Source organism: Aeromonas sp. DSM 116730, assembly GCF_046581335.1.
Classification (GTDB): domain Bacteria; phylum Pseudomonadota; class Gammaproteobacteria; order Enterobacterales; family Aeromonadaceae; genus Aeromonas; species Aeromonas rivipollensis.
Map to the genome: position 1 here is coordinate 2,847,471 of NZ_CP144265.1, position 25,989 is coordinate 2,873,459.

Here is a 25,989-nt window from a genome sequence, read left to right on the forward strand (position 1 = left end):
GAAACGACGAGGCCCCGCAGATGCGGGGCCTTGTTTTAATTGCGGCTTGCAGTGAGATCAGGCGTAGGCGATGGCGCCTTTGCCGACCCCTTCATAGGCGACAATCTTGACGAACTTGTCCCCCACCTGCTTCTTCACTTCGCGGGCAATGTAGTGGGCCAGCAGTTCTATGGTGGTGTCCGTGTCTATCATCTCCACCTCGGCGGCCGGCATGGCGAGCTGGAACAGCCCCTGGGGCGCCAGGTACTTGAAGCCGAAGTGATGTTCCCCCAGCTGGGCCTTGGCCAGCTCGCTCAATTCCAGCTCGGAGAGGGCCACCTTGTCCTCCAGGGTGCCGAGGTAGATGTCGGCCCAGCGCTCGGCCCAGTTCAGCTCCAGCTCCTCGTTGCGCGCCCCGTCCACCTCTATCTCGACCGGAGAGCGGTGGCCGTGGGCGATGCGCTGGCAGTTGCCGTCGTGCTTCTTCAGACCATGGCTGTAGTGGTAGAAGGCGCCCTCGATCTTCTCCTGGCGCAGGGTCAGTGAGAGATCCTTGATGTTGCCAGGCAGGCGCTTGGCCAGCACCGCCAGCAGATAGCGGGTCACCGACTCCTTGTCCACCTGGGGGGCGGGGATGAAGGCGAACGCCTGGGACGGGCAGCGCAGGTGGATGGAGCGACCCGGGCGCAGCAGATCTACGGTGCACTCGTCGTTATCCAGGGGGTGGATGTGCACCAGAGCGCTCTCGGTCGGCACCAGCAGCTTGTGATCCACCTCTTCATCGATGATCGACTTGATAAGCTTCTTCACCCGACCAAAGTCCAGCAACATGCTCATCTCGTTGAGCTCGCCGCTCATCTCGATGTCCACCAGCCAGCTCTCCCCCACCATGCCGCGACGCTCGCACAGATAGCTGGAATCGATCACAGTCAAATCTCTAACAAATAACTTCATCACTCAGGCCTTGCTACAGAGAAAGTGCAGTTTGCGATATTATGACCCCGGATTATCGGCAAAGGAACTGGAACCCCCCATGAACAAATTGCTTATCAAGAATGCCACCCTGGTCAACGAAGGCCGCATCTATGCTTCCGACGTCTTGATCGAGGGTGAGCGGATCGCCCGCATCGCCCCGGACATCAGCGCCCCCGATGCCGTGGTGATCGATGCCGCAGGCCGTCACCTCATCCCCGGGATGATCGATGATCAGGTCCATTTCCGGGAACCTGGCCTGACCCACAAGGGGACCATCGCCAGTGAATCCCGGGCCGCCGTCGCCGGTGGCACCACCAGTTTCATGGAAATGCCCAACGTCAATCCCCAGACCACCACCATCGACGCCCTCGAAGCCAAATACCAGATAGCCGCCAACTCCGCCGCCGCCAACTACAGCTTCTACCTGGGTGCCACCAACGACAACCTGGAAGAGATCAAGAAGCTGGATCCCAAGCAGTCCTGCGGCATCAAGATCTTCATGGGAGCCTCCACCGGCAACATGCTGGTGGACAACCAGGAGACACTGGCGGCCATCTTCCGCGAGAGCCCGGTGATGATAGTCACCCACTGCGAGGACACCCCCTCCATCAAGGTGCTGGAAGACGAGGCCCGCGCCAAGTGGGGCGAGGATGTGCCCATGCGCGAGCACGGCCGCATCCGCAGCGCCGACGCCTGCTACAAATCCTCCAGCATGGCGGTGGGGCTGGCGAAGCAGTACGGTGCCAAGCTGCACGTGCTGCACCTGACCACCGCCAAGGAGCTGTCGCTCTTCACCGCCACCCCGGATCTGAAGGATCTCAAGGACAAGAACATCACCGCCGAGGTGTGCGTCCATCATCTGTTCTTCAACGAGGCGGACTACGACACCCTGGGCAGCCAGATCAAGTGCAACCCGGCGGTGAAGAGCGCCGCCGACCAGCACGCCCTGTTGGATGCGGTGCGCAACGACGTGCTCGACATCATCGCCACCGACCACGCCCCCCACACCTGGGAAGAGAAGCAGAACAGCTACTTCAAGGCGCCGTCCGGCGTGCCCCTGGTGCAGCACTCCCTGCAGGCGCTGCTGGAGCTCTACCACAACGGTGTCTTCTCGCTGGAGACTATCGTCAAGAAGACCTCCCACGCGGTGGCCGAGCGCTTCCAGGTGCAGGATCGCGGCTACATCCGCGAGGGCTACTTCGCAGACCTGGTGCTGCTGGATCTCGGCAAGCCCTATGTGGTCAACGACAGCAACCTGCTCTATCTGTGCGGCTGGTCGCCCTTCAATGGCTACCGCTTCCAGAGCACCATAGAGATGACCCTGGTCAACGGCCAGATCGCCTGGCAGAACGGCCAGGTCACCGATCAGGTATTGGGCAAGCGGCTCACCTTCAACCGCTAAGCCAGTCATCGCTGATACCAAACGGCCGCCCACCAGGGCGGCCGTTTTTCATGCAAGACGGCGGCGGGGTGCTGACAAAATGCGCGACTGGTCGCACTTTGATCCGAAGTTGCTCGCAAAGCAGGCAAACGATCTCGGCGCGGGATTTCCCCTGTTGACAGGGTCGGGGCATCTCCATAAACTCCCTCCCCGTCAGCCGAGCTGACTCCGTCGGTGTGTAGCGCAGCCAGGTAGCGCATCTGCATGGGGTGTAGAGGGTCGGAGGTTCGAATCCTCTCACACCGACCAAATTCCCCGAGAAAGGCCTTGTCAAACGACAAGGCCTTTTCTTTTTGTCTCTCCAAGGCAACGCCCTGGCAGGCGATTGTCTCATGAGCGCCGTTGTGCTGTAGTGAGGTCCTCTCAGCCAAGGGCCAGTTCCATGTCACCAAGCTCCCCCCTCTTGTTCGTCCTCGCCCTGTGCGGCTCGCTGCTGCTCGGCGGCTGCGCCACCGCCTATGACAGCGAAAAGTCCTTCTGGAACGGCCAGACAGGCTTCTCCCAGACCCAGCTCGGGGCGACCCGCTGGCAGCTGGAGTTTGTGGGCAACGATCTGGTGGACAGGGAGACGGCCCGCAAGTACGTGCTCAAGCGAGCGGGAGAGATGGCGCTGGCGCAGGGGTATGCCTGGGTGCAGGTGCAGTCGCTGACCCTGTCGCGGGATGCGGTCAGGGTCACCCCGACCCGCCCCCAGTTCGGCTTCGATGAGTACGAACCCGACACCTTCATGGACGAGATGCAGGTAGAGCACCGCACCTCGGCACTGCTGATCTTCTCCCTCGGGAGAGCCCCATTGGACGACCAGAGCCTGGAAGCCATTTATCTGGCAAAGATGAAAACAAACAGTGATTAATATAATTAATTTACAAGATCTACATCACATACAACTAATTGCAACATAAAGTTCTGATATAAGTCGCTGGATTTCCCCTCCATGATTAGGCATGCTGCCAGCATACCGGCTGTCAGGATTCCATGGCCCGGATCACAAAAACGGACTTAGGTGGCACCAAATCCACCTGCACAGGCACTGCACATATCGAGACTGTCCCCCCATGAAAATGAACAAATTGACCGTTGCCATCCTCATTGCGATGTTGCTTGGCATTTTTACCGGGCAAGGCTATCGCCTGTTTGCCCCGGCCCAGGCCGCCACCTTTGCCAGTGACATCACCATACTGACCGACATCTTCCTGCGCCTCATCAAGATGATCATCGCCCCCCTGGTGTTCACTACCCTGGTGGTCGGCATCGCCAAGATGGGCGACACCCGCACCGTGGGGCGCATCGGCGCCAAGACCCTGGGCTGGTTCATGCTGGCCTCCCTGATGTCATTGACCCTGGGGCTGGTGATGGTGCACCTGATGCAGCCCGGGGTCGGCCTCTCCCTCTCCCTGCCCGATGACGGCGCCAGCTCAGGGGTGGCCGCCACCGCCATCTCCCTCAAGGACTTCGTGACCCACGCCATTCCGAAAAGCGTGATCGAGGCCATGGCCACCAACGAGATCCTGCAGATAGTGGTGTTCTCCCTCTTCTTCGGGCTGGCCGCCGCCGCCCTGGGGGATGCCGCCAAACCCGTGGTCAAGCTGATGGCAAGCAGCGCCGAGATCATGCTGAAGGTGACCGGCTACGTGATGAACTTCGCCCCCTTCGCGGTGTTCGGCGCCATCGCCGCCATGGTCGCCAAGGAAGGGCTCGGCATCCTCGCCACCTATGGCACCTTCATGGCCCAGTTCTACCTGGCCCTGGCCTGCCTCTGGCTGCTGCTCATCGCCATGGGCAGCCTCTTCATCCGCCGCCGCATCCTGACCCTGCTGGCCATGATCCGCGAGCCCATACTGCTCGCCTTCTCCACCGCCAGCTCCGAGGCCGCCTATCCCAAGACCCTGGACAGGCTGGAGAAGTTCGGCTGTGACAAGCGCATCGCCAGCTTCGTGCTGCCCATGGGCTACTCCTTCAACCTGGACGGCTCCATGATGTACTGCACCTTCGCGGTGATGTTCATCGCCCAGGCCTATGGCATAGAGCTCAGCATGGCCCAGCAGATCACCATGCTGCTGCTGCTGATGGTCACCTCCAAGGGGATGGCCGGGGTACCGCGCGCCTCCCTGGTGGTGATCGCCGCCACCCTGAACCAGTTCCAGATCCCGGAGGCCGGCATACTGCTGCTGCTCGGCATAGACCACTTCCTCGACATGGGTCGCTCCGCCACCAACGTGCTGGGCAACGCCATCGCCGCCAGCGTGGTGGCCAAGACGGAAGACAGTCTGGGAGAGACCCAGCCCGAGGGCGAACTCGCCAAGGCTTGAGTCAAGGACACCCAGCAAAAGGCCCGCAACTGCGGGCCTTTTTTCGTTTGGCGGTCAGCACCAGCGCCTCACCCGCCGGCAGTACTGCACATAGCTGATGCCGAAGCGGGCGCGCAGGGCACGCTCTTCCGGCAAGATCTGAAAGCGGGTGAGCCAGCCCAGCAACAACAGCGGCCCGAGCCAGACCCAGGGGCCCCCGAGATAGCAGGCCAGCGCCAGCAACCAGCAGAGCAGCCCCAGGTACATGGGGTTGCGGCTGATGCGATAGACCCCCCGGGTCACCAGCACCCGGCTCTGCTGCAAGCGGACTGGATGGACGCTGGTACGCTCCCGGCGAAAGTGCAGCAGCGCCCCGCCCCCCAGCACGGCCCCTACCAGCAGCAACGCCGTGGCCAGCACCAGCAAAACCCCGCTCCCCCTCTCCTCCCCCCGTCCCAACCACATGGCAAGGGCGAGCAGGACAAAGAGCAACAAGGGCGGAATACGCAGCTCGAAACGCATATTTTCTTCCTGCAACAAGTGCCACAAATGACGCCATTGCGATACACTCGCAGCGTCGGCATCTGGGTAAAAAGTGAAACATATCATTAGCATAGCAACATGCTGACCCAGCCATGCCGCGGCCCGCATCTGACAGGGGCCCATCCTCAACGAAACAATAAAAAAGGAACCATCCCATGCACAAGAAAACCCTGCTCGCGACCCTGGTCTTCGGGTTGCTCGCCGGCCAGGCCGTCGCCGCCCCCTACCTGCCGCTCGCCAGCGACACCCGCAACGGTCAGGAGCAGACCGCCGCCAACGCCTGGCTGGAGGTGGACTTGACCGCCTTCGAGCACAACATCCAGACCCTCAAGGATCGTCTCGGCGACAAGGGCCCGCAGATCTGCGCCATCATGAAGGCCGACGCCTACGGTCACGGCATCGATCTGCTGGTCCCCTCCGTGGTCAAGGCGGGCATTCCCTGCATCGGCATCGCCAGCAATGAAGAGGCCCGGGTGGCCCGCGAGAAGGGCTTCGAGGGCCGCCTGATGCGGGTCCGTGCCGCCACCCCGGCCGAAGTGGAGCAGGCCCTGCCCTACAAGCTGGAAGAGCTGGTGGGCAGCCTGGAGAGCGCCAAGGGGATCGCCGACATCGCCCAGCGCCACCATACCACCATTCCGGTGCACATAGGTCTGAACTCCGCCGGCATGAGCCGCAACGGCATCGACCTGCGCCAGGCGGACGCCAAGGAAGATGCCCTGGCCATGGTCAAGCTCAAGGGGATCACCCCGGTCGGCATCATGACCCACTTCCCGGTGGAGGAGAAAGAGGACGTCAAGCTGGGGCTGGCCCAGTTCAAGCTGGACTACCAGTGGCTGATCGACGCGGGCAAACTGGATCGCAGCAAGCTCACCATACACGCCGCCAACTCCTTCGCCACCCTGGAAGTGCCGGAAGCCTACTTTGACATGGTACGCCCGGGCGGCATCATCTACGGTGACACCATCCCCTCCTACACCGAATACAAGAAGGTGATGGCGTTCAAGACCCAGGTCGCCTCGGTGAATCACTACCCGGCGGGCAACACCGTCGGCTATGACCGCACCTTCACCCTCAAGCGTGACTCCCTGCTCGCCAACCTGCCGCTCGGTTACTCCGACGGATACCGCCGTGCGCTCAGCAACAAGGCCTATGTGCTGATCCAGGGCCAGAAGGTGCCCGTGGTGGGCAAGACCTCCATGAACACCATCATGGTGGACGTGACCGACCTCAAAGGGGTGAAACCCGGTGATGAAGTGGTGCTGTTCGGCCGTCAGGGTGAGGCCGAGGTGAAGCAGGCGGATCTGGAGGAGTACAACGGCGCCCTGCTGGCGGACATGTACACCATCTGGGGTTACACCAACCCCAAGAAGATCAAGCGCTAAGCACATATCTGATATGAAAAAGGGCTCCTTAGGGAGCCCTTTTTTGCGGGTGCTTACACCGTCTTCTGGTCGGCCACCTTCTTGCGGGTCACCCAGAGGCTGAGCCCCATGGAGGCCAGCAGGATCAGCGCGACCACGCCCAATGCGATGCCAGTCGGTATCTTGAAGATGTCGAGCAGCAGCATCTTGACCCCGATGAACATCAGGATCAGCGCCAGACCGTATTTGAGCAGGGCGAAGCGTTCGGCGACGCCGGCCAGCAGGAAGTACATGGCGCGCAGGCCCATGATGGCGAAGATGTTGGAGGTCAGCACTATGAAGGGATCCGTGGTCACCGCGAAGATGGCCGGGATGCTGTCCACCGCGAAGATGAGATCGCTCACCTCCACCAGCACCAGAATGAGCAGCAGCGGGGTGGCATAACGCACACCGTCACGCCAGACGAAGAAGTTCTCCCCCTCCAGGGTCTCGGTCACCTTGAAGCGGCGACGCATCCAGCCCAGCAACGGGTTGTTGGCCAAGTCCGGCTCCTTGTCGGCGGCCCACAGCATCTTGACCCCGGTCAGCAGCAGGAAGGCGCCAAACAGATAGAGGATCCAGTGGAACTGCTCGATGAGCCAGCTGCCCGCGAACACCATGCCGGCGCGCATGACGATGGCACCCAGTACCCCGTAGAGCAGCACCCGGCGCTGCAGCTCGGCCGGAATGGCGAAGTAGCCAAACAGCATCAGCCAGACGAAGACGTTGTCCACCGCCAGCGCCTTCTCGATGAGGTAGCCAGTGAGGAACTCCAGCCCCTTCTCGTTGGCGATCTCACGCCCGGCACTGTGATCCAGCCAGAGCCAGATGGCCAGGTTGAACAGCAGGGCCACGCTGACCCAGACCAGGGACCAGATCCCCGCCTCTTTGAGGGACACCTTGTGCGCCTTGCCGCCGCCGACAAAGCGGATGTCAATCCACAACAGGACCAGCACTATGCTGAAGAAACCGGTCCACATCCACCATTCACCCATTTTTCACTTCTCCCAAAACGACAAAACCCACGACCGAGAGGCGTGGGTTTGCGTTTGGAGCAGATACACCTTGCCTCTCGGCAAGGTCTCACTTACAGCCAATTTTCATCGACTGCCCGGCTGCCGGGTGCACTGCAGGATATGGGTGCACCGTAATGACGACAAACCGGCGAGAAGTTACTCCCCTTGTGCGGCGGATAGTAACAGCCTCCAAAGGTGGCGCCAAGGGGCATCTTCACCGCGGATGGAAATAAAACGGGGCACCACCTGGGTGCCCCGCATGCTCGTTCACGCCCTCGCCCTCAGAGCGGATCCACCTTGAGACAGGAGACCGCGTGATCGAAGTTCCCCTCCAGCATGGGGCGGGTCTTGGCGCACTCAGGCCCCGCCACCGGGCAGCGGGTACGGAACACGCAGCCGGACGGCGGATTCATCGGCGACGGCAGGTCCCCCTCCAGGATCTGGATCACCTTGCTGCGCTCCAGATCCGGATCCGGAATGGGCACCGCCGACATCAGCGCCTTGGTGTAGGGATGCAGGGGATTGGCGAAGATCTCCTGACGGGTCCCGAGCTCAACCGCGTTGCCCAGATACATCACCAGCACCCGATCCGAGATGTGTTTGACCACGGACAAGTCGTGGGCGATGAAGATGAGGGAGAGCCCCATCTCCTTTTGCAGGGACTTGAGCAGGTTGACCACCTGGGCCTGGATGGAGACATCCAGCGCCGAGACAGGCTCGTCACAGATGATCATCTTGGGCTCCAGGATCAGCGCCCGGGCGATGCCGATGCGCTGGCACTGGCCGCCGGAGAACTCGTGGGGGTAGCGGTTTACCAGGTTGGGCAAAAGCCCCACCTTGGTCATCATGGCCCGCACCTTCTCCTTCACCTGATCCCTTGAGAGATTGGGATAGAAGGTGACCAGGGGCTCGGCGATGATGTCGCCTATGGTCATGCGCGGGTTCAAGGAGGCCAGCGGGTCCTGGAAGATCATCTGGATCTCCTTGCGCTTCTCCCGCAGCGCCCCCTGCTCGAGCTTGGTCAGATCCTGGCCCAGCCACACCACCTTGCCGTCGGTGGCCGGCACCAGGCCTATCAGAGCCCGGGCGAAGGTGGACTTGCCACAGCCGGACTCCCCCACTACGCCCAGGGTCTCCCCCTCGTAGAGGCGCAGGGTGACGCCATCCACCGCCTTCAGGGCGGAGGGCTTGGCCCAGGGCCAGGCCTTGTCACTCTTGATGCTGAAGTGAACCTTGAGGTCAGATACTTCCAGCAGCAGTTTCTTGTCAGTACCCATTTAGTTTGCCCCCTTGATCATGGCATCCGATACCCAATGGCAGGCCCGTGTCCGTCCGTCGCCGAAGGGGGTCAGGACTGGAGATTGCTGGCCGCAAATCTCGTGCGCCCGGTGGCAACGCTCCTGGAAGGGGCAGCCAGTGGGCAGACGCAGCAGGTTGGGCGGATTGCCCGGTATGGTGGGCAGCACTTCCCCTTCGGTATCGAGACGGGGAATGGCGCGCAGCAAGCCTTCGGTATAGGGGTGGCTCGGGCGATAGAAGATGTCGTTGACCCGGCCGTACTCCATGGTGCGACCGGCATACATCACCAGCACCTTGTCACAGATGCCCGCCACCACGCCAAGATCGTGGGTGATCATGACGATGGCGGTGTTGAACTCCCGCTTGAGCTCGTTCATCAGGGTCATGATCTGGGCCTGCACCGTCACGTCCAGCGCCGTGGTCGGCTCGTCGGCGATGAGCAGTTGCGGCCGGCACAGGAGCGCCATGGCGATCATCACCCGCTGGCGCATGCCACCGGAGAACTCGTGGGGGTACATGTTCATCCGCTTGCGCGACTCGGGGATCTTCACCGCGTCCAGCATGCGCACCGACTCCTCGAACGCCGCCGCCTTGCTCACTCCCTTGTGCAGCATCAGCACTTCCATCAGCTGATCCTTCACCTTCATATAAGGGTTCAGGGAGGTCATGGGGTCCTGGAAGATCATGGCGATCTTCTCGGAGCGGATCTTGTTGAGCTTGTGCTCCGGCAGATTCAGGATCTCGTCCCCCTGAAACTTGGCCGAGCCGGTAATGATGCCGTTCTTGGCGAGCAGCCCCATGATGGCAAAGGCAGTCTGAGACTTGCCTGAGCCTGACTCACCGACGATTCCCAGGGTCTCGCCGGCAGAGAGGGAGAAGTTGAGGTCGTTGACCGCCACCACATTGCCATCCGGGGTCTTGAACTCGACCCGCAGATCTTTCACATCCAGTAACTTCATATCAAAACTCCTTATCGATCTCTCGTGATGCTTTCCTGCCCATCCGGATGACGCCGCGCGTTCAGCGGATGGGTCTTATGGCGCCGTTGGCGTCTTATCGATCCGTTGGCGTCTTACCGATCCTTTGGATCGAGGGCATCACGCAGACCATCCCCGAGGAAGTTGAAGCAGAACAGGGTCACCACCATGAAACCGGCGGGGAACAGGAGTTGCCAGATGGCCACTTCCATCGACTTGGAGCCTTCATCCAGCAGGGCACCCCAGCTGGTCATGGGCTCTTGCACACCCAGCCCCAGGAAGCTCAGGAAGGATTCGAACATGATCATGCCCGGCACCAGCAGGGTGGCGTAGACCGCCACTATGCCGAGCACGTTGGGGACTATGTGACGGGTGATGATCTTCCACTTGGAGACGCCACAGACGTGGGCCGCCTCGATGAACTCCTTGCTCTTGAGGCTCAGGGTCTGGCCTCGCACTATCCGCGCCATGTCGAGCCAGCTCACCGCGCCTATGGCGAGGAAGATGAGGGCCAGGTTGCGACCGAAGAAGGTCACCAGCATGATGACGAAGAACATGAAGGGGAAGGCGTTGAGGATCTCCAGTACCCGCATCATCAGGCTGTCGACGCGACCGCCGATGAAGCCGGAGGCGGCGCCATACAGGGTGCCTATGATGACGGCCACCACGGCCCCCATGATGCCGACCATGAGCGAGATGCGGCCGCCGAGCAGGGTGCGCACGAAGAGATCGCGCCCCAGGCTGTCGGTACCGAACCAGTGACCCGTCTCCATGTCAGGGGCGGCCTGCATGGCGCCCCAGTCAGGATCGTCGAAGGTGTATTGGGACAGGTGCGGCCCGACGATCACCGCCAGACCGATGATGGTCAGGATGATGAGGCTGGTCAGGGCCGCCTTGTTGCGCAGGAAACGGCGACGGGCATCCTTCCACAGGGAGCGTCCTTCCACCACTTCCACTTGCTGGGCGAACGCCTCGACGGCTTCGCGCTTTTCAGTTGTGACTACCATGATGTACTCCCGGCTTAGTAACGGATCTTGGGATCGATGACGGCATAGAGAATATCGACCACGGCGTTAAAGGTGATGGTCAGGGCGCCGACCAAAATGGTCAGACCGAGCACCATGGAGTAATCACGGTTGAGGGCACCGTTGACGAACAGCTGGCCAATCCCCGGCAGACCGAAGATGGTCTCGATCACCACTGAGCCCGTGATGATGCCGACAAAGGCCGGGCCCAGGTAGGAGACCACAGGCAGCATGGCCGGACGCAGCGCGTGCCTCAGGATGATATGGCGCAGCGGCAGCCCCTTGGCACGGGCGGTACGGATGAAGTTGGAGTTCATGGTCTCAATCATGCTGCCACGCATGATGCGGGAGATGGCGGAGATGTAGTACATCATCATGCCGAACACCGGCAACACCATGAACTGCACCCCGCCCCCCTGCCAGCCTCCCGCCGGGAACCAGCCCAGGTAGATACTGAAGAAGAGCACCAGCAAGGGCGCCAGCACGAAGCCGGGTATCACCACCCCGGCCATGGCCGACGACATCAGCAGATAGTCGATGAAGGTGTTCTGTTTCAAGGCCGCAATGGTGCCGAAGGTGACTCCCAGCAAGACGGCAAGGACGAAAGCCGCGCTCCCTATCTTGGCGGAAACAGGCAGCGCCTGGCTCACCAGATCATTGACGGTGAAGTCCTTGTACTTGAAAGAGGGCCCCAGATCTCCCTGGACCAGGTTGCCCAGATAGGTGAGGTATTGCACACCTATGGGCTTGTCCAGGCCGTACTTGGCCTCGATGTTGGCAAGCACTTCCGGCGGCAGGGCGCGTTCGCTGGTAAAGGGGTTACCCGGTGCGAAACGCATCATGAAGAAGGAGACTGTGATCAAGACCAGTAGAGTCGGGATCGCTTCCAGTAGACGTTTAAGGATGAATTTCAACATAGACATTTCCTGTCCTGTACTGCTTCCAAAGGGTCGCGGTTTTAATACTAAGGCCCGCCGTCTGGCGGGCCTGCTTGTTATGCGACTTGTTTCTTTACTCAGTGAGCAATGATGTACATGTCTTTGCTGTAGAGGTTGTCCAGCGGGTTGGCCGGGTAGCCGCCCACATAGGGCTTGACCATGCGCGAGGTCACGTACTGATAGATGGGGGCGATCGGCATGTCCTTGGCCAGGATATCTTCGGCCTGGACATAGAGCTTGTTGCGCGCATCCGCATCCACCTGGTTGCGCGACTCGCTCATCAGCTTGTCAAAGGCGGTATTGGAGTACTTGCCGTCGTTGTTGCCGTGGGTGGTCTGCATCAGATCCAGCATGGAGGAGGCTTCGTTGTAGTCCGCAATCCAGCCGGCGCGACCCACGTCGAAGTTACCCTGCTTCTTGGTTTCCAGGTAGGTCTTCCACTCCTGGTTAACCAGGCTCACCTGCACCCCCAGCTTCTTCCACATGGAGGCAACGGCCACGGCCACCTTCTTGTGGTTGTCGTCTGTGTTGTAGAGCAGCTCGAACTTGAGCGGCTTGCCCGGGCCGTAACCGGCTTCGGTCAGCAGCTCTTTCGCCTTGGCATCACGCTCGGCCTGGGTCAGCTTGGACCAGGCAGGGGCCACCGGCTTGAAACCGTCCACGAAGTCAGGAACCAGGGTGTAACCCGGGGTCTCGCCCTTGCCCATCACCTTGTCAGCGATCACGTTGCGATCGATGGCGTAGGAGAGCGCGGTACGCACCCGCACGTCGTCAAACGGCTTGTGCTTGAAGTTGTACTGGTAGTAGTAGGTGCCCACATAGCCGCTCACCTGCACCTCGTTCGGGTGCTCCTTCTTCATCTGCTTGAAGCGCTCGATGGGCATGTTGTAGGTGAGATCGACTTCACCGGCCAGGTAGCGGTTCAGCTCGGCGTTGGTGGACTGGATGGGCAGGTAGGTGACCTTCTCGATCACTGTCTTGGCGTTGTTCCAGTAGCTGGGGTTGCGCTCGACGTCGACGCGCTCGTTGACCACCCAATCCTTCAGCACATAAGCGCCGTTGGAAACCATGTTGCCGGGCTGGGTCCACTTGTCACCGAACTTCTCGATCACCGCCTTGGGGACCGGATAGGTGGTGGTGTGGGAGAGCATGCTGACGAAGTAAGGCACCGCCTTCTCCAGCTGGACTTCAAAGGTGTGATCGTCAACCGCCTTCACACCCAGGGTATCGGCCGGCTTCTTGCCCGCGATGATATCGGAGGCATTGATGATGGTCGGGATCTCCATGTACCAGGAGTAGGGAGAAGCCGTCTTGGGATCCACCGCGCGCTGGAAGGCGAAGACGAAGTCATGGGCGGTCACCGGATCCCCGTTGGACCACTTGGCATCCTTGCGCAGGTGGAACACATAGTGTTTGTTGTCCTTGGTTTCCCAGGACTCGGCGACGCCGGGCAGGGTCTCACCCTTGGGGCCGGAGCTGACGAGACCCTCGAACAGGTCACGCAATACATTGGATTCGGGGGTACCTTCCACTTTCTGGGGATCCAGGGTGGCGGGTTCGGAGCCATTGCCTTTCACCAGGGTCTGCTCGGGGGCGAGCTTGGTGCCGGCGGGGACGTCGGCGGCGTGGGCCAGGGTGGCGCCACCAAAGAGTGCGGTCAATAAAAGGGTATTAATAATTGTTTTTCTATGAGTCATTTCCATACTCCAACAAGAACGTTCCATGCATTTGTCCATTCACGAGATAAAAATCCCGCTGCCCGCATAATTCCCTGACAATTCTGATAATGCAATAGATATCATCAGGTAGGGACGGCTTTGGCGGTCAAAAAAACAGCTTTAAACCATTTATTCAGCATTTAAATATCGCGTAATGGGTGTTTTTCATACAAAGCCGCTCGATTCTAGGAAATGACTAACAAAAAAGAAACAATAAAAAGCCGGTCACGAGGACCGGCTCCGACAAAACAGACCTGAATCACATCAATCCGGGAAAGACTCCCTTGATCCCTGCCACCATGATCTCGATACCAAGAGACATCATGATGAGACCCATGATACGGGTGACCACGTTGATGCCGGTATTGCCCATCAGCTTGAACAGCAGGGGAGCGGCACGGAAGATGAGCCAGGAGCAGTAGGCAAAGGCCATCACCACCACGAACATGCCCATCAGCTCGGTCAGGGTCTTCTGGCTGGCATAGACGATGGAGGATGAGATGGCCCCGGGGCCTGCCATCAGGGGCAGCGCCAGCGGCACCACGGCGATGGATTCGCGCGCGGCCAGTTCACCCTTCTCCTGCTTGTTGTGCTTCACCTCCCCCAGCTTGCCCTGCAACATGGACCAGGCGATCAGGGTGATGAGCGAGCCGCCGGCAATGCGGAACGACGCCAGCGAGATGCCGAAACCGTCGAGGATCAGCTGCCCCATGGTCATGGAGACCATGAGGATGATCATCACGGCAATGTGGGCCGTGGTGTTGGTCTTCCTGCGCTCATCCGGTTGCATGTGGCCCGTCAGGCTCACAAAGACCGGCAACAGACCCAGCGGGTTGATGATCGCAAACAGGCCGACGAAAAATTTCAGGTATAAAGAGAAGTCAATTGCTGCCATAAGCGCCATCCAGAACCAATTCGGGCCACCGAGGGCCATCCCCGTCAAACTGCGCGTAAATTTACACCATGATATTTCCCTTCTCCAATCAAATAATCTCACCCTTTCCGGGGCTTTTCAGTTAGTTCCTCTAATGAATCGACAAAAATCAACATATCGAGTTGTTAACCGTTATGGAGGCCATTTAACACGCCAGCAAAGTATGGTGGTGTTTTATGTCGAAACGCCCAGCCATCACCCTATTTCCCTTCAATAAAGCGCCATTTTCATGGATTGATCTGGAGGCCCCAAGGGGATAACCCCTATTCACCCCCACGGCTCGCCCCAGGCTGGCACCCTATCTTCATCCTGATGTGCCCGGGACAACCATGGCGCAAGCAGTCCGCCCACAAAGGCGTCGTTATGAGATTTGCCGAACAGCCATCCAAAGTCCGACGAAAAGGCCCGACGCTGGATGAAAACAACCACCATTTTTTCCAACAGAAATGAAACGCCTGCCTCTCTTTGGGGCGAGAGGCTGTCAAGGGCCGCCGCCAGGCAGGACCTCAGCGCCCTCATTGCCAGCCGCGAAACTGCGGGAGGATATGAGGCAAGGGTTTGACACCAGGCGCAAAAATGGCTGTTCACCTCGTGTTCATCCCCCCGGCGCTCTACTCTACAAATGCGTAACATCTGGCCGGTCGGGATGGTGAAACAAAATTTCTTTTGTTCTTTTGTTACATATGATCCAGATCAATCTTTTCTGACACATCCCGGCTCTATAATCGAGCCAGAAAACAATTTAGTAAGGCATGTAAATACCCCGTTATGGTGATTCTCTCCTTGACAGGGCGGCTATAATTGCCGGGCATTGCCAAGGTCTTACTAAACAGTTTTCAAATCATCAGGAGATAAACATGGCAGTAACCAATTTGGCTGAACTGGATGCACTGGTTGCCCGCGTCAAAGAAGCCCAGCGTGAATTCGCCAGCTTCTCGCAAGAGCAGGTAGACAAGATCTTCCGCGCCGCCGCACTGGCCGCCAGCAACGCCCGTATCCCCCTGGCCCAGATGGCAGTGGCTGAGTCCGGCATGGGCATCATCGAAGACAAGGTCATCAAAAACCACTTCGCCTCCGAATACATCTATAACGCTTACAAAGACGAGAAGACCTGCGGCATCCTGAGCCAGGACGACGAGATGGGCACCATCACCATCGCCGAGCCGGTAGGCATCATCTGTGGTATAGTGCCGACCACCAACCCGACTTCCACTGCTATCTTCAAGGCCCTCATCTCCCTGAAGACCCGCAACGCCATCATCTTCTCCCCGCACCCCCGCGCCAAGAACTCCACCAATACCGCTGCCAAGCTGGTACTGGATGCAGCCATCGCCGCCGGTGCCCCGAAGAACATCATCGGCTGGATTGACCAACCGTCAGTCGAACTCTCCAACGCGCTGATGAAGCACGATGACATCAACCTGATCCTGGCCACCGGTGGCCCGGGCATGGTGAAAGCCGCCTACTCCTCAGGCAAGCCCGCCATCGGCGTGGGTGCCGGCAACGTGCCCATCGTCATCGACGAGACTGCCGATGTGAAGCGCGCCGTCGCCTCCATCCTGATGTCCAAGACCTTCGACAACGGCGTGGTCTGTGCGTCCGAGCAAGCCGTCATCGTGGTTGACTCCATCTACAACCAGGTCAAGGAGCGTTTCGCTACTCACGCCGGCTACATCCTCTCCAAGGACGAAGCCGACAAGGTGCGTAAAGTGCTGCTGATCAACGGCGCCCTGAACGCCGACATCGTGGGCCAGCCCGCCACCAAGATCGCCGCCATGGCCGGTGTGACAGTGCCTGCCACCACCAAGATCCTGATCGGTGAAGGTCTGGAGCTCTGTGCAGAGGACGAGTTCGCTCACGAGAAGCTCTCCCCGACCCTGGGTATGTTCCGCGCCAAGAACTTCGAAGAAGCCGTCGAAATGGCCTGCGACATGGTCAACATCGGTGGTATCGGCCACACCTCCGGCCTCTACACCGACCAGGATCGCAACGCCGACCGCATCAAGTACTTCGGCGACAAGATGAAGACTGCTCGTATCCTGATCAACACCCCCTCCACCCAGGGCGGTATCGGTGACCTGTACAACTTCGCTCTCGCCCCGTCCCTGACCCTGGGTTGCGGCTCCTGGAGTGGTAACTCCATCTCCGAGAACGTCGGTCCCAAGCACCTGATCAACAAGAAGACAGTCGCAAAACGGGCAGAAAATATGCTGTGGCACAAACTTCCGAAATCCATCTACTTCCGTCGTGGTTCCCTGCCGATCGCCCTGGGCGACCTGGAAGGCAAGAAGCGCGCCATGGTGGTCACCGACCGTTTCCTGTTCAACAACGGCTATGCCGATGAAGTGGTTCGTCTGCTCAAGAAGCTGAACATGGAAGTGGAAATCTTCTACGAAGTGGAAGCCGACCCCACTCTGTCCGTGGTACGCAAGGGCGCCGAGATGGCCAACTCCTTCAAGCCGGACGTGATCGTCGCCCTGGGCGGTGGTTCACCCATGGATGCCGCCAAGATCATGTGGGTCATGTACGAGCACCCTGACACTGCGTTCGAAGATCTGGCCATGCGCTTCATGGACATCCGCAAGCGTATCTACAAGTTCCCGAAAATGGGTGTGAAGGCAGAACTGGTCTGCATCACCACCACTTCCGGTACCGGTTCTGAAGTGACTCCGTTTGCGGTCGTGACCGACGACGCCACCGGCATGAAGTACCCGCTGGCCGACTACGAGCTGACCCCGAACATGGCCATCGTCGATGCCAACCTGGTCATGGGTATGCCCAAGTCCCTGTGTGCCTTCGGTGGTATCGATGCCGTAACCCACGCCATGGAAGCCTATGTCTCCGTGCTGGCCAACGAATACTCCGACGGTCAGGCGCTGCAAGCCCTGAAACTGCTCAAAGAGTATCTGCCGTCCAGCTACCAGAACGGTGCCAACGACCCGGTTGCCCGTGAGAAGGTGCACAACGCCGCCACCATCGCCGGTATCGCGTTCGCCAACGCCTTCCTGGGTGTGTGCCACTCCATGGCCCACAAGCTGGGTGCCGAGTTCCACATCCCGCACGGCCTGGCCAACGCCCTGCTGATCAGCAACGTCATCCGCTACAACGCGAACGACAACCCGACCAAGCAGACCGCGTTCTCCCAGTACGACCGTCCGCAGGCTCGTCGTCGCTACGCCGAAGTGGCCGACCACCTGGGTCTGACTGCCGCCGGTGACCGCACCGCGGCCAAGATCGAGAAGCTGCTGACCTGGCTGGACGAGCTGAAAGCGACTCTGGGCATCCCGGCCTCCATCCGTGAAGCCGGCGTGAACGAGACCGACTTCCTGGCCAAGGTTGACCAGCTGGCCCTGGAAGCCTTTGATGACCAGTGCACCGGCGCCAACCCGCGCTACCCGCTGATCACCGAGCTCAAAGCCATACTGATGGACACCTACTACGGCCGTCCCTTCACCGAGGAAGCTCAGGTAGCGACCAAGGTTGAGGCCAAAGTCGACGCCAAGGTAGACAGCAAGAAAAAATCCAAAGCCTGATAACCGGCCAGGATGACAAGAGCCCGCGCACATGCGCGGGCTTTTTTGTTTGTCTATCTGTTTAATTTTGCTAGCTTGTTGATAGGCAAATTCGACAGAAGAGTGAGTCTATGGCGCTGATCCAGGCCTCCATCGAGCAATTGAGAGTCGGCCACTACATCCATCTCCCCACGGGATGGACCAGCCACCCTTTCATGTTCAATGCCTTCAAGATCCGCGACCAGCAGCAACTCGAGATCATCCGTCACCTCGAACTCACCCTGCTGATGGTGGATCCCGACAAGAGCGATCTGCCCGTCGAGCCCCTGCTGCGGGCCGAGCCTGCACCTTCACCCGATCTTGGGGCGACGCAAGATGCCTCCGCTCTCCCGACTGAACCCGCGTTCGACGAAAAGGCCTTTCGCCGCTCCCTGCGCGCCGCCGACAAGGCATTCGGCCAATCTCTGTCTGATCTTCGCGACGCCCTCGGCGCCCTCAATCTCAAGCCCGACGAGGGACTGGCCAACACCGCCCAGATGGTGCGTACCGTCGCCACCCGCCTCGCCGACCACCAGGGGCCCCTGGGCCTGCACCTCATCCGCAGCCAGCACACTGACATCCTGCTGCAACACAGCCTGAGCGTGGCCTTCATCGCCATGCTGATGGCAAGGGAGCTGGGCATGAGCCCCATCGAGATCGAGGAGGCGGGGCTGGCTGGCCTGCTGCACGATATCGGCGAGCTCAGGATCCCGAGCCAGATCACCCAGAAGCGGGGAGAGCTCAACAAGGCGGAGATCAACTTTCTCAACATGCATCCCCAGTACGGACTGGAGATGCTCAACCAGCTGCAGGCCTTCGAGCCCAGGATCCGCGAGGTTGCCCACCTCCATCACGAGCGGCTGGACGGCAGCGGTTTTCCCCTTGGCATCCAGGGGGACAGGATACCTCCCCTCGCCCGCCTCATCGGCCTGGTGGACTATTACGACGAGCTGCTGCACCCGCGCAGCGGACTCCACCCGGCGGGGCCGAGCCAGGCCATCGGCCAGCTCTACAAGTTGTCCCAGAAGAAATTCGATCAAGATCTGGTCAGATTGTTGATAAAGGTGCTGGGGGTCTATCCGCCCGGATCCCTGGTGCGCCTCGACGATGACTCGGTGGCGCTGGTGCTCTCGAGCGAGCCCAGCATGCCCCTCAAACCCAAGGTGCAACCCTATATCAAGGGGCAGCGCCCGGAAGCCGTGGCCATGATGGATCTGCGGGAAGATGGGAGAAGCATCATAGCCACCCTCAGGCAGGAGGAGCTGGATGAAGGACAACGGCCATTTTTCAACCTGGGCCGACGCGTCTGCTACTATTTCGCCTTCTGAGTTATCCCCAGAAGCTGGGGATAACTCATTGGACAAACCTGAATAATTGCTCGAGCCCCCTCAAAATAGTCCGCCATTGGAGCTGGATAAAAAACGCCCAGCCGAAGGCCGGGCGGAGCATGCCACCTCCGTGTGGCGCACCCAGTGGGCACATTCATGCTCCATCCAGCAATATCAAGCGCCGCCCGGTTACACAAATATCAATTTAACGTGCTGATTTTATATGGTTTTATTTTTTCATTCTGGCAAACTGCCCCCGCCATGGGGCCGCGTCCTGCATCAAGACGAGATCTTGCTCACAGTTCGCCCTGGTGGTGTTCGGGCCCGGGATACATCTTGAGGAAGGTTTTTTATGCAATTAGTCCTCTCCCTGCTCCAGCAGATGAGTGTCAGCCTTGTCATTGCCTACCTCTTCTCCAAGAGCCCCCTGCTGCGCCCCCTGGCCAACTACTCGGTCAGACTGCCGCACAAGATACTGATATACGTCATCTTCTCCTGCTTCTGCATACTGGGCACCTATGTGGGGCTGGACATCGACGACGCCATCGCCAACACCCGCGCCGTCGGCGCCGTGCTGGGGGGGCTGCTGGGAGGTCCCCTGGTGGGCTTTCTGGTGGGACTGACCGGGGGACTGCACCGCTATACCCTGGGCGGCTTTACCGATCTCGCCTGCGCCATCTCTACCACCTGCGAGGGGCTGCTGGGAGGCCTGGTGCACTGGCGGCTGATGCGAACGAACCGGGTGGATGCCCTGTTCAATCCCCGGATTGCCTTCTTCACCACCCTCTACGCCGAGATCCTGCAGATGGTCATCATACTGCTGGTCGCCACGCCGTCCGAGCAGGCCCTGCAGCTGGTGCGCACCATAGCCACCCCCATGATCCTCGCCAACTCCTGCGGGGCGGCGCTCTTCATCAGCATGATCCGCGACCAGCAACGTATGTACGAGAAGTTCTCCCGGGTCTTCTCCGCCAAGGCGCTCACCATAGCCAACCGCACCCTGGGGATCATGACCCAGGGCTTCACCCCGGAGGCGAGCCGCAAGATAGCCCATATAGTGCAGGAGGAGACCGGGGTCGGCGCCGTCGCCATTACTGACACCGACAAGATCCTCGCCTTCATCGGCACCGGGGAGGATCACCACAAACCGGGCACCCCCATCACCTCCGCCATCACCCTGCAGGCCATAGCCCAGAACAAGGTGCTGTTTGCCGATGGCAACCGCCGTCCCTATCGTTGCAGCATCTCCCCCCATTGCCAACTTGGCTCAGTGCTGGTGATCCCGCTGCAAGGGGATCAGGGGGTGATAGGCACCATCAAGCTCTATGAACCCAAGAAGCGGCTCTTCCTCAAGATCAACCACACCCTGGGGGAAGGGATAGCCAACCTGCTGTCACAGCAGCTGCTGAGCGGGCGGCTGGAGCAGCAGCAGCGATTGCTGGTGCAGTCCGAGCTCAAGCTGGTGCAGGCGCAGATCAATCCCCATTTTCTGTTCAACACCCTCAATACCATCAGTGCCATTACCCGGCGCGACCCCGAGCGGGCACGCCAGCTGCTGCTGCACCTCTCCCTGTTCTTTCGCAAGAACCTCAAGCGCCAGAGTGGCTTGACCACGCTGCGGGAGGAGCAGGAGCACTGTCAGTCCTATCTGGAGATAGAGCAGGCCCGCTTTGGCGAGCGTCTGACCGTCATCAACGAGATACCGCCGCACCTGGCCGACATGCAACTGCCGAGCTTCACCCTGCAGCCCCTCATCGAGAATGCCATCAAGCACGGGATCTGCTCTCTGCTGGAGCAGGGGCGGATCCGGCTCTTCGCCGAGGAGGGGCCAGAGGGTGTCACCCTCTGCGTGGAGGACAATGCCGGAGCCTGGCAGCCGGGTCCCCAGGGGGACGGCCTTGGCATGAGTATTGTGGACAGGCGGCTCAAGAGTGCCTTCGGCGAGCGCTTTGGCATCCAGGTGCAGTGTGAGCCGGAGCAGTGGACCCGGGTCTCTTTCACCCTGCCCAGACAGCCGGATTCCCCTTCCAAGGAGATAACATGATCCGCACCCTGATAGTCGACGACGAACCCTATGCCCGCGAGGAGCTGGCTGAGTTGCTCGGCAGCGACCCCGACATCGAGATCATCGGCTCGGCCGCCAATGCCATAGAGGCGCTCTCACTCATTGCGCGGCTCAAGCCGGAGGTGGTGTTTCTCGACATCCAGATGCCCAAGCTCAGCGGCATGGAGCTGGTGGCCATGCTGGATCCCCTGCCCCGCATCGTCTTTGTCACGGCGTTTGATGACTACGCCATCCAGGCCTTCGAGGAGAATGCCTTCGACTACCTGCTCAAACCGGTGGAGCCCGCCCGGCTGGCCAAGACGCTGGCGCGCCTCAAGCAGGATCTCAGCCCCCAGCCGGTGGCGGCGCTTTCACCGGCCATTCGCCACATCCCCGGCTATCTGCACAACCGGGTGCGTCTGCTACCCGTCGAGCAGGTGGAGTATGCCTTCTCGGATCTCGGCGGGGTGCATGTCGCCTGCCAGGGTGAGCTGTTTCACACCCAGCTCACCCTGAAATCCCTGGAGGAGAAGACACCGCTGCTGCGCTGCCACCGCCAGTACCTGGTGGCCCCGGGCGCGATCTTCGAGATCCAGTTGCTGGAAAACCAGCTGGCCCAGATAGTCACCCCAAGCGGCGCCCGGGTGCCGGTCAGCCGACGCTATCTCAAGGAGCTCAAAGACGAGCTGGGGCTGGAATGAGGGCGCCCGCTGTGCGCCGGATCACAGTGGGCGACCGCTCGGGTCGCCATGTCGCCGCTCACCATCATTTACCTGCCGTTAACAGAAGGCCCCACCTAGACTGACCGCGCACACCATAAAATAACAATGCTGGAGCGTAACAATGATCTGGTTCTTCCTCTGTGTCGGCCTGCTGGTCGCGGGCTACTTCATCTACGGCAAATTCGTCGAACGCATATTCGGCCCCAAACCCGAGCTGGCCACCCCCGCCCTCACCATGGCCGACGGCGTGGACTATGTCCCCATGTCGGACAAGAAGGTCTACCTGGTACAACTGCTCAACATCGCCGGCGTCGGCCCCATCTTCGGCCCCATACTCGGTGCCCTCTACGGCCCGGTCGCCATGCTCTGGATAGTGTTCGGCTGCATCTTCGCCGGCGCGGTTCACGACTACTTCTCCGGCATGCTGTCGGTGCGCGCCAAGGGGGCCTCTGTACCGACCGTGGTCGGTGAGCACCTCGGCACCGCCGCCAAGCACTTCATGAACCTGTTCGCCGTGGTGCTCTTGATGCTGGTGGGCGTGGTCTTCGTGCTGAGCCCGGCGGGCCTGCTCGCCAACCTCACCTCCACCGATCTGGTCTACTGGATAGTGGCGATCTTTGCCTACTACATACTCGCCACCATAGTCCCCATCGACAAGATCATCGGCCGCTTCTATCCCATCTTCGGCGCCCTGCTGGTGTTCATGTCGGTCGGCCTCATCATAGGCCTCATCGTTTCCGGCAAAGGCTTCTACAACACAGGGATGGATTTCTCCAACCTGCACCCGACCGAGCTGCCGCTCTGGCCGCTCTTGTTCATCACCATCGCCTGTGGCGCGGTATCGGGCTTCCACGCCACCCAGTCACCGCTGATGGCGCGCTGCATGCAGAACGAGAAGTCCGGCCGTTTCATCTTCTACGGCGCCATGATAGGGGAAGGGATCATCGCCCTCATCTGGTGCACCCTGGGTCTCTCCTTCTACGACAGCACCGAAGCGCTCAACGCCACCATGGCCAACGGCGGCCCGGCGGCCGTGGTACACGAAGTCTCCACCAGCCTGCTCGGCACAGTGGGCGGCATTCTGGCCATCCTGGGCGTGGTGATCCTGCCCATTACCTCGGGTGACACCGCGTTTCGCAGCGCCCGCCTCATAGTGGCGGACTTCCTGAAGATGACCCAGAAGCCGCTGGTCAAGCGCCTGCTCATCGCCATCCCCATGTTCATCCTCGGTTTCATCATCTCCAAGGCCGAGTTCGGGGTGATCTGGCGCTACTTCGGCTGGGCCAACCAGACCACAGCCGTCATCATGCTGTGGGCCGCCGCCGCCTACCTCATCAAGGAGGGCAAGCTGCACTGGATCTGCACCATACCCGCCATCTTCATGACAGCCGTGGTCATCACCTACCTGGCCAACGCCCCCATCGGCTTCGGGCTGGCGATGAACGTCTCCACCATCATAGGTCTGGTGAGTACCGCCCTCATCACCCTGGCCTTCCTGGTGAAGTTCAGACCCTCGCAGCTGAGAGAAGCCAAGGAGAGCTGAGTCCAGAGACTGCGTTTTCCCCAAGACAAGAGGCCCGGCATTGCTGCCGGGCCTCTTCATTTCCCAATGGCTTACCCTTTGCTGGGCGCCCCGGGCGCCTCGGCGGGTGCCTGGTACCAGTGCTCCCTGGCCACCAGCACCGCCTGCTCCGGCTGGGCGATGAAGTTGGGGGACATGATCTGCACCCCGAACTCGTTGAACACATCCTGGATGTGGCCATGAAGCTCGGTCTTGACCACGGCGGGGAGCAAGTCCGCCTTCATCCGTACCTGCAACTCGTATTCCACATACCAGTCCTGCAGATTGAGCTGACGCACCAGGGGCGACTCGGACTGATTGAGCATGGTGCAGCGCCGGGCCGCCAGCTCCAGCATGGCATGCACCTGACGCCAGGGCGCATCGTAGCCGATCGTCACCTTGGTCAGCAGTGCGACCCCCTTCTCCCCCGCCAGCCGCGTCAGGTTCACCACCTTGCCCCCCACCACCACGGCATTGGGCAGGGTCACCTCGTGATCCTGGCGTGTCACCAGCTTGGTGGAGAGGGCATTGAGCTCGCTCACCATCCCCTCCACCTCGCCAATCTGCACCAGATCGCCGGGCCGCAGGGCGCGGGAGTAGATGAGCACCAGGCCGCTCATGGCATGGTTCATGATGCCCGCCGACCCCAGGGTCACCATGAGGCCGAAGAAGACGCTGATCCCCTTGAAGGCGTCGGAGTCGGCACCGGGCAGATAGGGGTAGGCCACGGTCAGGGCAAACAGCCAGATCACCACAGAGAGCAGCCGCCGGGTCGCTCCTATGGTCTCGGCATGCAGCCCCTGCACGCGAAACTGCCCCCGCTCGATGCGATCGAAGAGAATGGCCAGCATACGGATGAAGAAGCGGGTGATGATGACGATCAGCATCACTGTCACCAGGCCCGGCATGGCCGCAATCATGCCCTCCAGCATGTCGCCACACAGGGCAAACAGGGAGTCTCCCAGCCGCTCGCTCCAGGCCCGGGTCTGGGGGAAGAGACCAAGCACATAGGTGAGCCAGCCATAGGTGAGCATGAAGATCAGCAACAGGGTCAGCAGGCCGAGCAGGCGGACCTCCACGTTGCCCGCTACCTGGCGCCACTGATGGGGGATCAATCCCTTCTGCAGCAGGAGGCGATTGGCGAGCCACTTCCTGACTCGTCTATGACCCCATTGCAGAGACCAGATAAGACCAAAGAAGAACAGGCTGGACAAGAGCGCCAAGCCGCCAGCCTTGACCAGATAGGGGGTGGAGTGCAACTCGAGGTATTTGAGCCGTACCTTGTCGAGCCGCTGCCGGACACGCTCGCTCGCCTGATCCAGGCTCAGCTCGTCGAGGGCTTCCAGATCCCCCTCCACCAGCACCAGGATCCGCTTGCCGTTGACCAGGAACTCCCGGCTGTCCTGACCGAAGCGCCTGGCGCTCACCACGGCCACCGGCTGTTCAAGATCGGAGGCCTGCATCTGCTTGAGCCGCTCCTGCACCAGCCGGACCCTGCCCGCCCCATCCAGACTGCCAAACTTGGCCTGGAGCATGACGATGGGTTCATGGAGCAGCACCAGGGTCTGTGCCTTCTCCTGCACGGTCGGCTCCAGCCTGGGTTCGGCGGCCCATGCTGCCGTGACCTGGGCTAGCATGAGCAGCAGCCCCAACCAGAGGTTCATTGTGTATCGCCTTTCCATCGCGCACCTTTTTTTGTTACGAGACATACGAATCTCTTTCATGCTTGATTTTATAGAAGGAAATCAATGATGCCTGATAAATAGCCAACCGGTTAACCGAGCCTGTACTGATGACCCAACTCCCTGCTCGCCCCCTTGCGCTCTGCTAATATGCTGTCATCATGAGCCGATTATTGTGAATGCCAGGCTCCGGGTATGGCCTCGCGACTTTGATGGGAGAAACCGATGGTACTTGACTACATTGCCCTGGGAATATTGGTGTTCGTTGTCTTGATCATGTTCTATGGAGTCATCGTCATCCACGACATTCCGTATGAAATAGCCAAGCATCGCAATCACCCGCACCAGGATGCCATTCATGTGGCCGGCTGGGTCAGCCTGTTCACCCTGCACGTGCTCTGGCCTTTCCTCTGGATCTGGGCCACGCTCTATCGCCCTGATCGCGGCTGGGGGTTCAGTCAGCGTCTTGAAAAAGACGAAGGCGAAATCACCGCACTCAAGCAAGAGCTTGCCGCCCTGCAGGCCCGTATGACCACGCTCGAACAGACTGAAAAATAGGTAACCCTCC

Annotated in this window: 20 protein-coding genes and 1 tRNA gene; 11 read left to right on the forward strand and 10 right to left on the reverse strand. The window is 60.3% G+C overall.

Annotated elements, in window-relative coordinates; genetic code table 11:
- Positions 1-57 precede the first annotated feature (57 nt).
- A complete protein-coding gene (locus tag Aeroheme_RS12920; RefSeq protein WP_411165990.1) occupies positions 58-933 on the reverse strand; it encodes a 6-pyruvoyl trahydropterin synthase family protein in 876 nt (291 codons plus the stop codon).
- A 79-nt stretch (positions 934-1,012) separates the two neighbouring features.
- Between Aeroheme_RS12920 and Aeroheme_RS12925 the strand changes: the two genes are divergently transcribed.
- From Aeroheme_RS12925 to Aeroheme_RS12940, 4 genes are all read left to right on the forward strand, one after another.
- Entirely contained in the window at positions 1,013-2,356 is a 1,344-nt protein-coding gene (locus Aeroheme_RS12925; protein WP_106887180.1) for a dihydroorotase, read from the forward strand.
- A gap of 211 nt (positions 2,357-2,567) precedes the next feature.
- Positions 2,568-2,644: transfer RNA gene (locus Aeroheme_RS12930), tRNA-Pro, on the forward strand.
- 133 nt (positions 2,645-2,777) lie between these two features.
- Positions 2,778-3,248, forward strand: coding sequence for a CC0125/CC1285 family lipoprotein (locus Aeroheme_RS12935; RefSeq protein ID WP_139744341.1), 471 nt, complete (start codon positions 2,778-2,780; stop codon positions 3,246-3,248).
- A gap of 202 nt (positions 3,249-3,450) precedes the next feature.
- The gene (locus tag Aeroheme_RS12940) at positions 3,451-4,704 is read left to right on the forward strand and encodes a dicarboxylate/amino acid:cation symporter (RefSeq protein WP_162520068.1); all 1,254 of its coding nucleotides are present in this window, start codon (positions 3,451-3,453) and stop codon (positions 4,702-4,704) included.
- Positions 4,705-4,758: 54 nt separating this feature from the next.
- On the opposite strand, the gene Aeroheme_RS12945 is transcribed toward Aeroheme_RS12940, so the two are convergent.
- Positions 4,759-5,205, reverse strand: a complete 447-nt coding sequence (locus tag Aeroheme_RS12945) for a methyltransferase family protein (RefSeq protein ID WP_163149251.1) — start codon at positions 5,203-5,205, stop codon at positions 4,759-4,761.
- A gap of 176 nt (positions 5,206-5,381) precedes the next feature.
- Here Aeroheme_RS12945 and alr point away from each other — a divergent pair, with 176 nt between their 5' ends.
- Positions 5,382-6,608, forward strand: a complete 1,227-nt coding sequence (gene alr / locus Aeroheme_RS12950) for an alanine racemase (protein ID WP_163155764.1) — start codon at positions 5,382-5,384, stop codon at positions 6,606-6,608.
- A 53-nt stretch (positions 6,609-6,661) separates the two neighbouring features.
- Here the strand turns inward: alr and Aeroheme_RS12955 are convergent, their stop codons facing one another.
- The 7 genes from Aeroheme_RS12955 to Aeroheme_RS12985 form a co-directional block, all read right to left on the reverse strand.
- The gene (locus tag Aeroheme_RS12955; RefSeq protein WP_163153828.1) at positions 6,662-7,621 is read right to left on the reverse strand and encodes a TerC family protein; all 960 of its coding nucleotides are present in this window, start codon (positions 7,619-7,621) and stop codon (positions 6,662-6,664) included.
- Between the two features lie 302 nt (positions 7,622-7,923).
- The gene (gene oppF / locus Aeroheme_RS12960; RefSeq protein ID WP_106887186.1) at positions 7,924-8,919 is read right to left on the reverse strand and encodes a murein tripeptide/oligopeptide ABC transporter ATP binding protein OppF; all 996 of its coding nucleotides are present in this window, start codon (positions 8,917-8,919) and stop codon (positions 7,924-7,926) included.
- Complete coding sequence (locus Aeroheme_RS12965) at positions 8,920-9,900, reverse strand: ABC transporter ATP-binding protein (protein ID WP_368169389.1); 981 nt, start codon at positions 9,898-9,900, stop codon at positions 8,920-8,922.
- A 113-nt stretch (positions 9,901-10,013) separates the two neighbouring features.
- Positions 10,014-10,925: an oligopeptide ABC transporter permease OppC gene (gene oppC / locus Aeroheme_RS12970; protein WP_111912458.1), complete on the reverse strand. Its 912-nt coding sequence runs from the start codon at positions 10,923-10,925 to the stop codon at positions 10,014-10,016.
- Positions 10,926-10,939: 14 nt separating this feature from the next.
- Positions 10,940-11,860: an oligopeptide ABC transporter permease OppB gene (gene oppB, locus Aeroheme_RS12975; protein ID WP_106887190.1), complete on the reverse strand. Its 921-nt coding sequence runs from the start codon at positions 11,858-11,860 to the stop codon at positions 10,940-10,942.
- 98 nt (positions 11,861-11,958) lie between these two features.
- Entirely contained in the window at positions 11,959-13,578 is a 1,620-nt protein-coding gene (locus tag Aeroheme_RS12980) for an ABC transporter substrate-binding protein (protein WP_234568642.1), read from the reverse strand.
- Between the two features lie 280 nt (positions 13,579-13,858).
- On the reverse strand, positions 13,859-14,494 hold the full coding sequence (locus Aeroheme_RS12985; RefSeq protein WP_162520114.1) for a YchE family NAAT transporter: 636 nt from the start codon (positions 14,492-14,494) through the stop codon (positions 13,859-13,861).
- A gap of 896 nt (positions 14,495-15,390) precedes the next feature.
- On the opposite strand from Aeroheme_RS12985, the gene adhE reads away from it, so the two are divergent.
- From adhE to Aeroheme_RS13010, 5 genes are all read left to right on the forward strand, one after another.
- Complete coding sequence (adhE, locus tag Aeroheme_RS12990; RefSeq protein ID WP_163153832.1) at positions 15,391-18,066, forward strand: bifunctional acetaldehyde-CoA/alcohol dehydrogenase; 2,676 nt, start codon at positions 15,391-15,393, stop codon at positions 18,064-18,066.
- A gap of 110 nt (positions 18,067-18,176) precedes the next feature.
- Positions 18,177-19,412 carry an HD-GYP domain-containing protein gene (locus Aeroheme_RS12995; protein ID WP_411165991.1) on the forward strand — a complete coding sequence of 412 codons (1,236 nt, stop codon included), beginning with the start codon at positions 18,177-18,179 and terminating at the stop codon, positions 19,410-19,412.
- A 352-nt stretch (positions 19,413-19,764) separates the two neighbouring features.
- Positions 19,765-21,456 carry a LytS/YhcK type 5TM receptor domain-containing protein gene (locus tag Aeroheme_RS13000; RefSeq protein ID WP_411165992.1) on the forward strand — a complete coding sequence of 564 codons (1,692 nt, stop codon included), beginning with the start codon at positions 19,765-19,767 and terminating at the stop codon, positions 21,454-21,456.
- On the forward strand, positions 21,453-22,157 hold the full coding sequence (btsR, locus tag Aeroheme_RS13005) for a two-component system response regulator BtsR (protein ID WP_111912446.1): 705 nt from the start codon (positions 21,453-21,455) through the stop codon (positions 22,155-22,157). Before Aeroheme_RS13000 ends, btsR begins: the two co-directional genes overlap by 4 nt.
- 142 nt (positions 22,158-22,299) lie before the next feature.
- Positions 22,300-23,721: a carbon starvation protein A gene (locus tag Aeroheme_RS13010; RefSeq protein WP_411165993.1), complete on the forward strand. Its 1,422-nt coding sequence runs from the start codon at positions 22,300-22,302 to the stop codon at positions 23,719-23,721.
- Positions 23,722-23,792: 71 nt separating this feature from the next.
- Here the strand turns inward: Aeroheme_RS13010 and Aeroheme_RS13015 are convergent, their stop codons facing one another.
- Complete coding sequence (locus tag Aeroheme_RS13015; protein ID WP_404835186.1) at positions 23,793-25,403, reverse strand: mechanosensitive ion channel family protein; 1,611 nt, start codon at positions 25,401-25,403, stop codon at positions 23,793-23,795.
- Between the two features lie 243 nt (positions 25,404-25,646).
- Between Aeroheme_RS13015 and Aeroheme_RS13020 the strand changes: the two genes are divergently transcribed.
- Entirely contained in the window at positions 25,647-25,979 is a 333-nt protein-coding gene (locus tag Aeroheme_RS13020) for a DUF3302 domain-containing protein (RefSeq protein WP_106887198.1), read from the forward strand.
- Positions 25,980-25,989 lie beyond the last annotated feature (10 nt).

Excerpts from the sequence above, each read along its gene's own strand:
- Aeroheme_RS12920 (WP_411165990.1), bottom strand. The coding sequence starts at position 933 with ATGAAGTTATTTGTTAGAGATTTGACTGTGATCGATTCCAGCTATCTG.
- Aeroheme_RS12925 (WP_106887180.1), top strand. The coding sequence starts at position 1,013 with ATGAACAAATTGCTTATCAAGAATGCCACCCTGGTCAACGAAGGCCGC.
- Aeroheme_RS12935 (WP_139744341.1), top strand. The coding sequence starts at position 2,778 with ATGTCACCAAGCTCCCCCCTCTTGTTCGTCCTCGCCCTGTGCGGCTCG.
- Aeroheme_RS12940 (WP_162520068.1), top strand. The coding sequence starts at position 3,451 with ATGAAAATGAACAAATTGACCGTTGCCATCCTCATTGCGATGTTGCTT.
- Aeroheme_RS12945 (WP_163149251.1), bottom strand. The coding sequence starts at position 5,205 with ATGCGTTTCGAGCTGCGTATTCCGCCCTTGTTGCTCTTTGTCCTGCTC.
- alr (WP_163155764.1), top strand. The coding sequence starts at position 5,382 with ATGCACAAGAAAACCCTGCTCGCGACCCTGGTCTTCGGGTTGCTCGCC.
- Aeroheme_RS12955 (WP_163153828.1), bottom strand. The coding sequence starts at position 7,621 with ATGGGTGAATGGTGGATGTGGACCGGTTTCTTCAGCATAGTGCTGGTC.
- oppF (WP_106887186.1), bottom strand. The coding sequence starts at position 8,919 with ATGGGTACTGACAAGAAACTGCTGCTGGAAGTATCTGACCTCAAGGTT.
- Aeroheme_RS12965 (WP_368169389.1), bottom strand. The coding sequence starts at position 9,900 with ATGAAGTTACTGGATGTGAAAGATCTGCGGGTCGAGTTCAAGACCCCG.
- oppC (WP_111912458.1), bottom strand. The coding sequence starts at position 10,925 with ATGGTAGTCACAACTGAAAAGCGCGAAGCCGTCGAGGCGTTCGCCCAG.
- oppB (WP_106887190.1), bottom strand. The coding sequence starts at position 11,860 with ATGTTGAAATTCATCCTTAAACGTCTACTGGAAGCGATCCCGACTCTA.
- Aeroheme_RS12980 (WP_234568642.1), bottom strand. The coding sequence starts at position 13,578 with ATGACTCATAGAAAAACAATTATTAATACCCTTTTATTGACCGCACTC.
- Aeroheme_RS12985 (WP_162520114.1), bottom strand. The coding sequence starts at position 14,494 with ATGGCAGCAATTGACTTCTCTTTATACCTGAAATTTTTCGTCGGCCTG.
- adhE (WP_163153832.1), top strand. The coding sequence starts at position 15,391 with ATGGCAGTAACCAATTTGGCTGAACTGGATGCACTGGTTGCCCGCGTC.
- Aeroheme_RS12995 (WP_411165991.1), top strand. The coding sequence starts at position 18,177 with ATGGCGCTGATCCAGGCCTCCATCGAGCAATTGAGAGTCGGCCACTAC.
- Aeroheme_RS13000 (WP_411165992.1), top strand. The coding sequence starts at position 19,765 with ATGCAATTAGTCCTCTCCCTGCTCCAGCAGATGAGTGTCAGCCTTGTC.
- btsR (WP_111912446.1), top strand. The coding sequence starts at position 21,453 with ATGATCCGCACCCTGATAGTCGACGACGAACCCTATGCCCGCGAGGAG.
- Aeroheme_RS13010 (WP_411165993.1), top strand. The coding sequence starts at position 22,300 with ATGATCTGGTTCTTCCTCTGTGTCGGCCTGCTGGTCGCGGGCTACTTC.
- Aeroheme_RS13015 (WP_404835186.1), bottom strand. The coding sequence starts at position 25,403 with ATGAACCTCTGGTTGGGGCTGCTGCTCATGCTAGCCCAGGTCACGGCA.
- Aeroheme_RS13020 (WP_106887198.1), top strand. The coding sequence starts at position 25,647 with ATGGTACTTGACTACATTGCCCTGGGAATATTGGTGTTCGTTGTCTTG.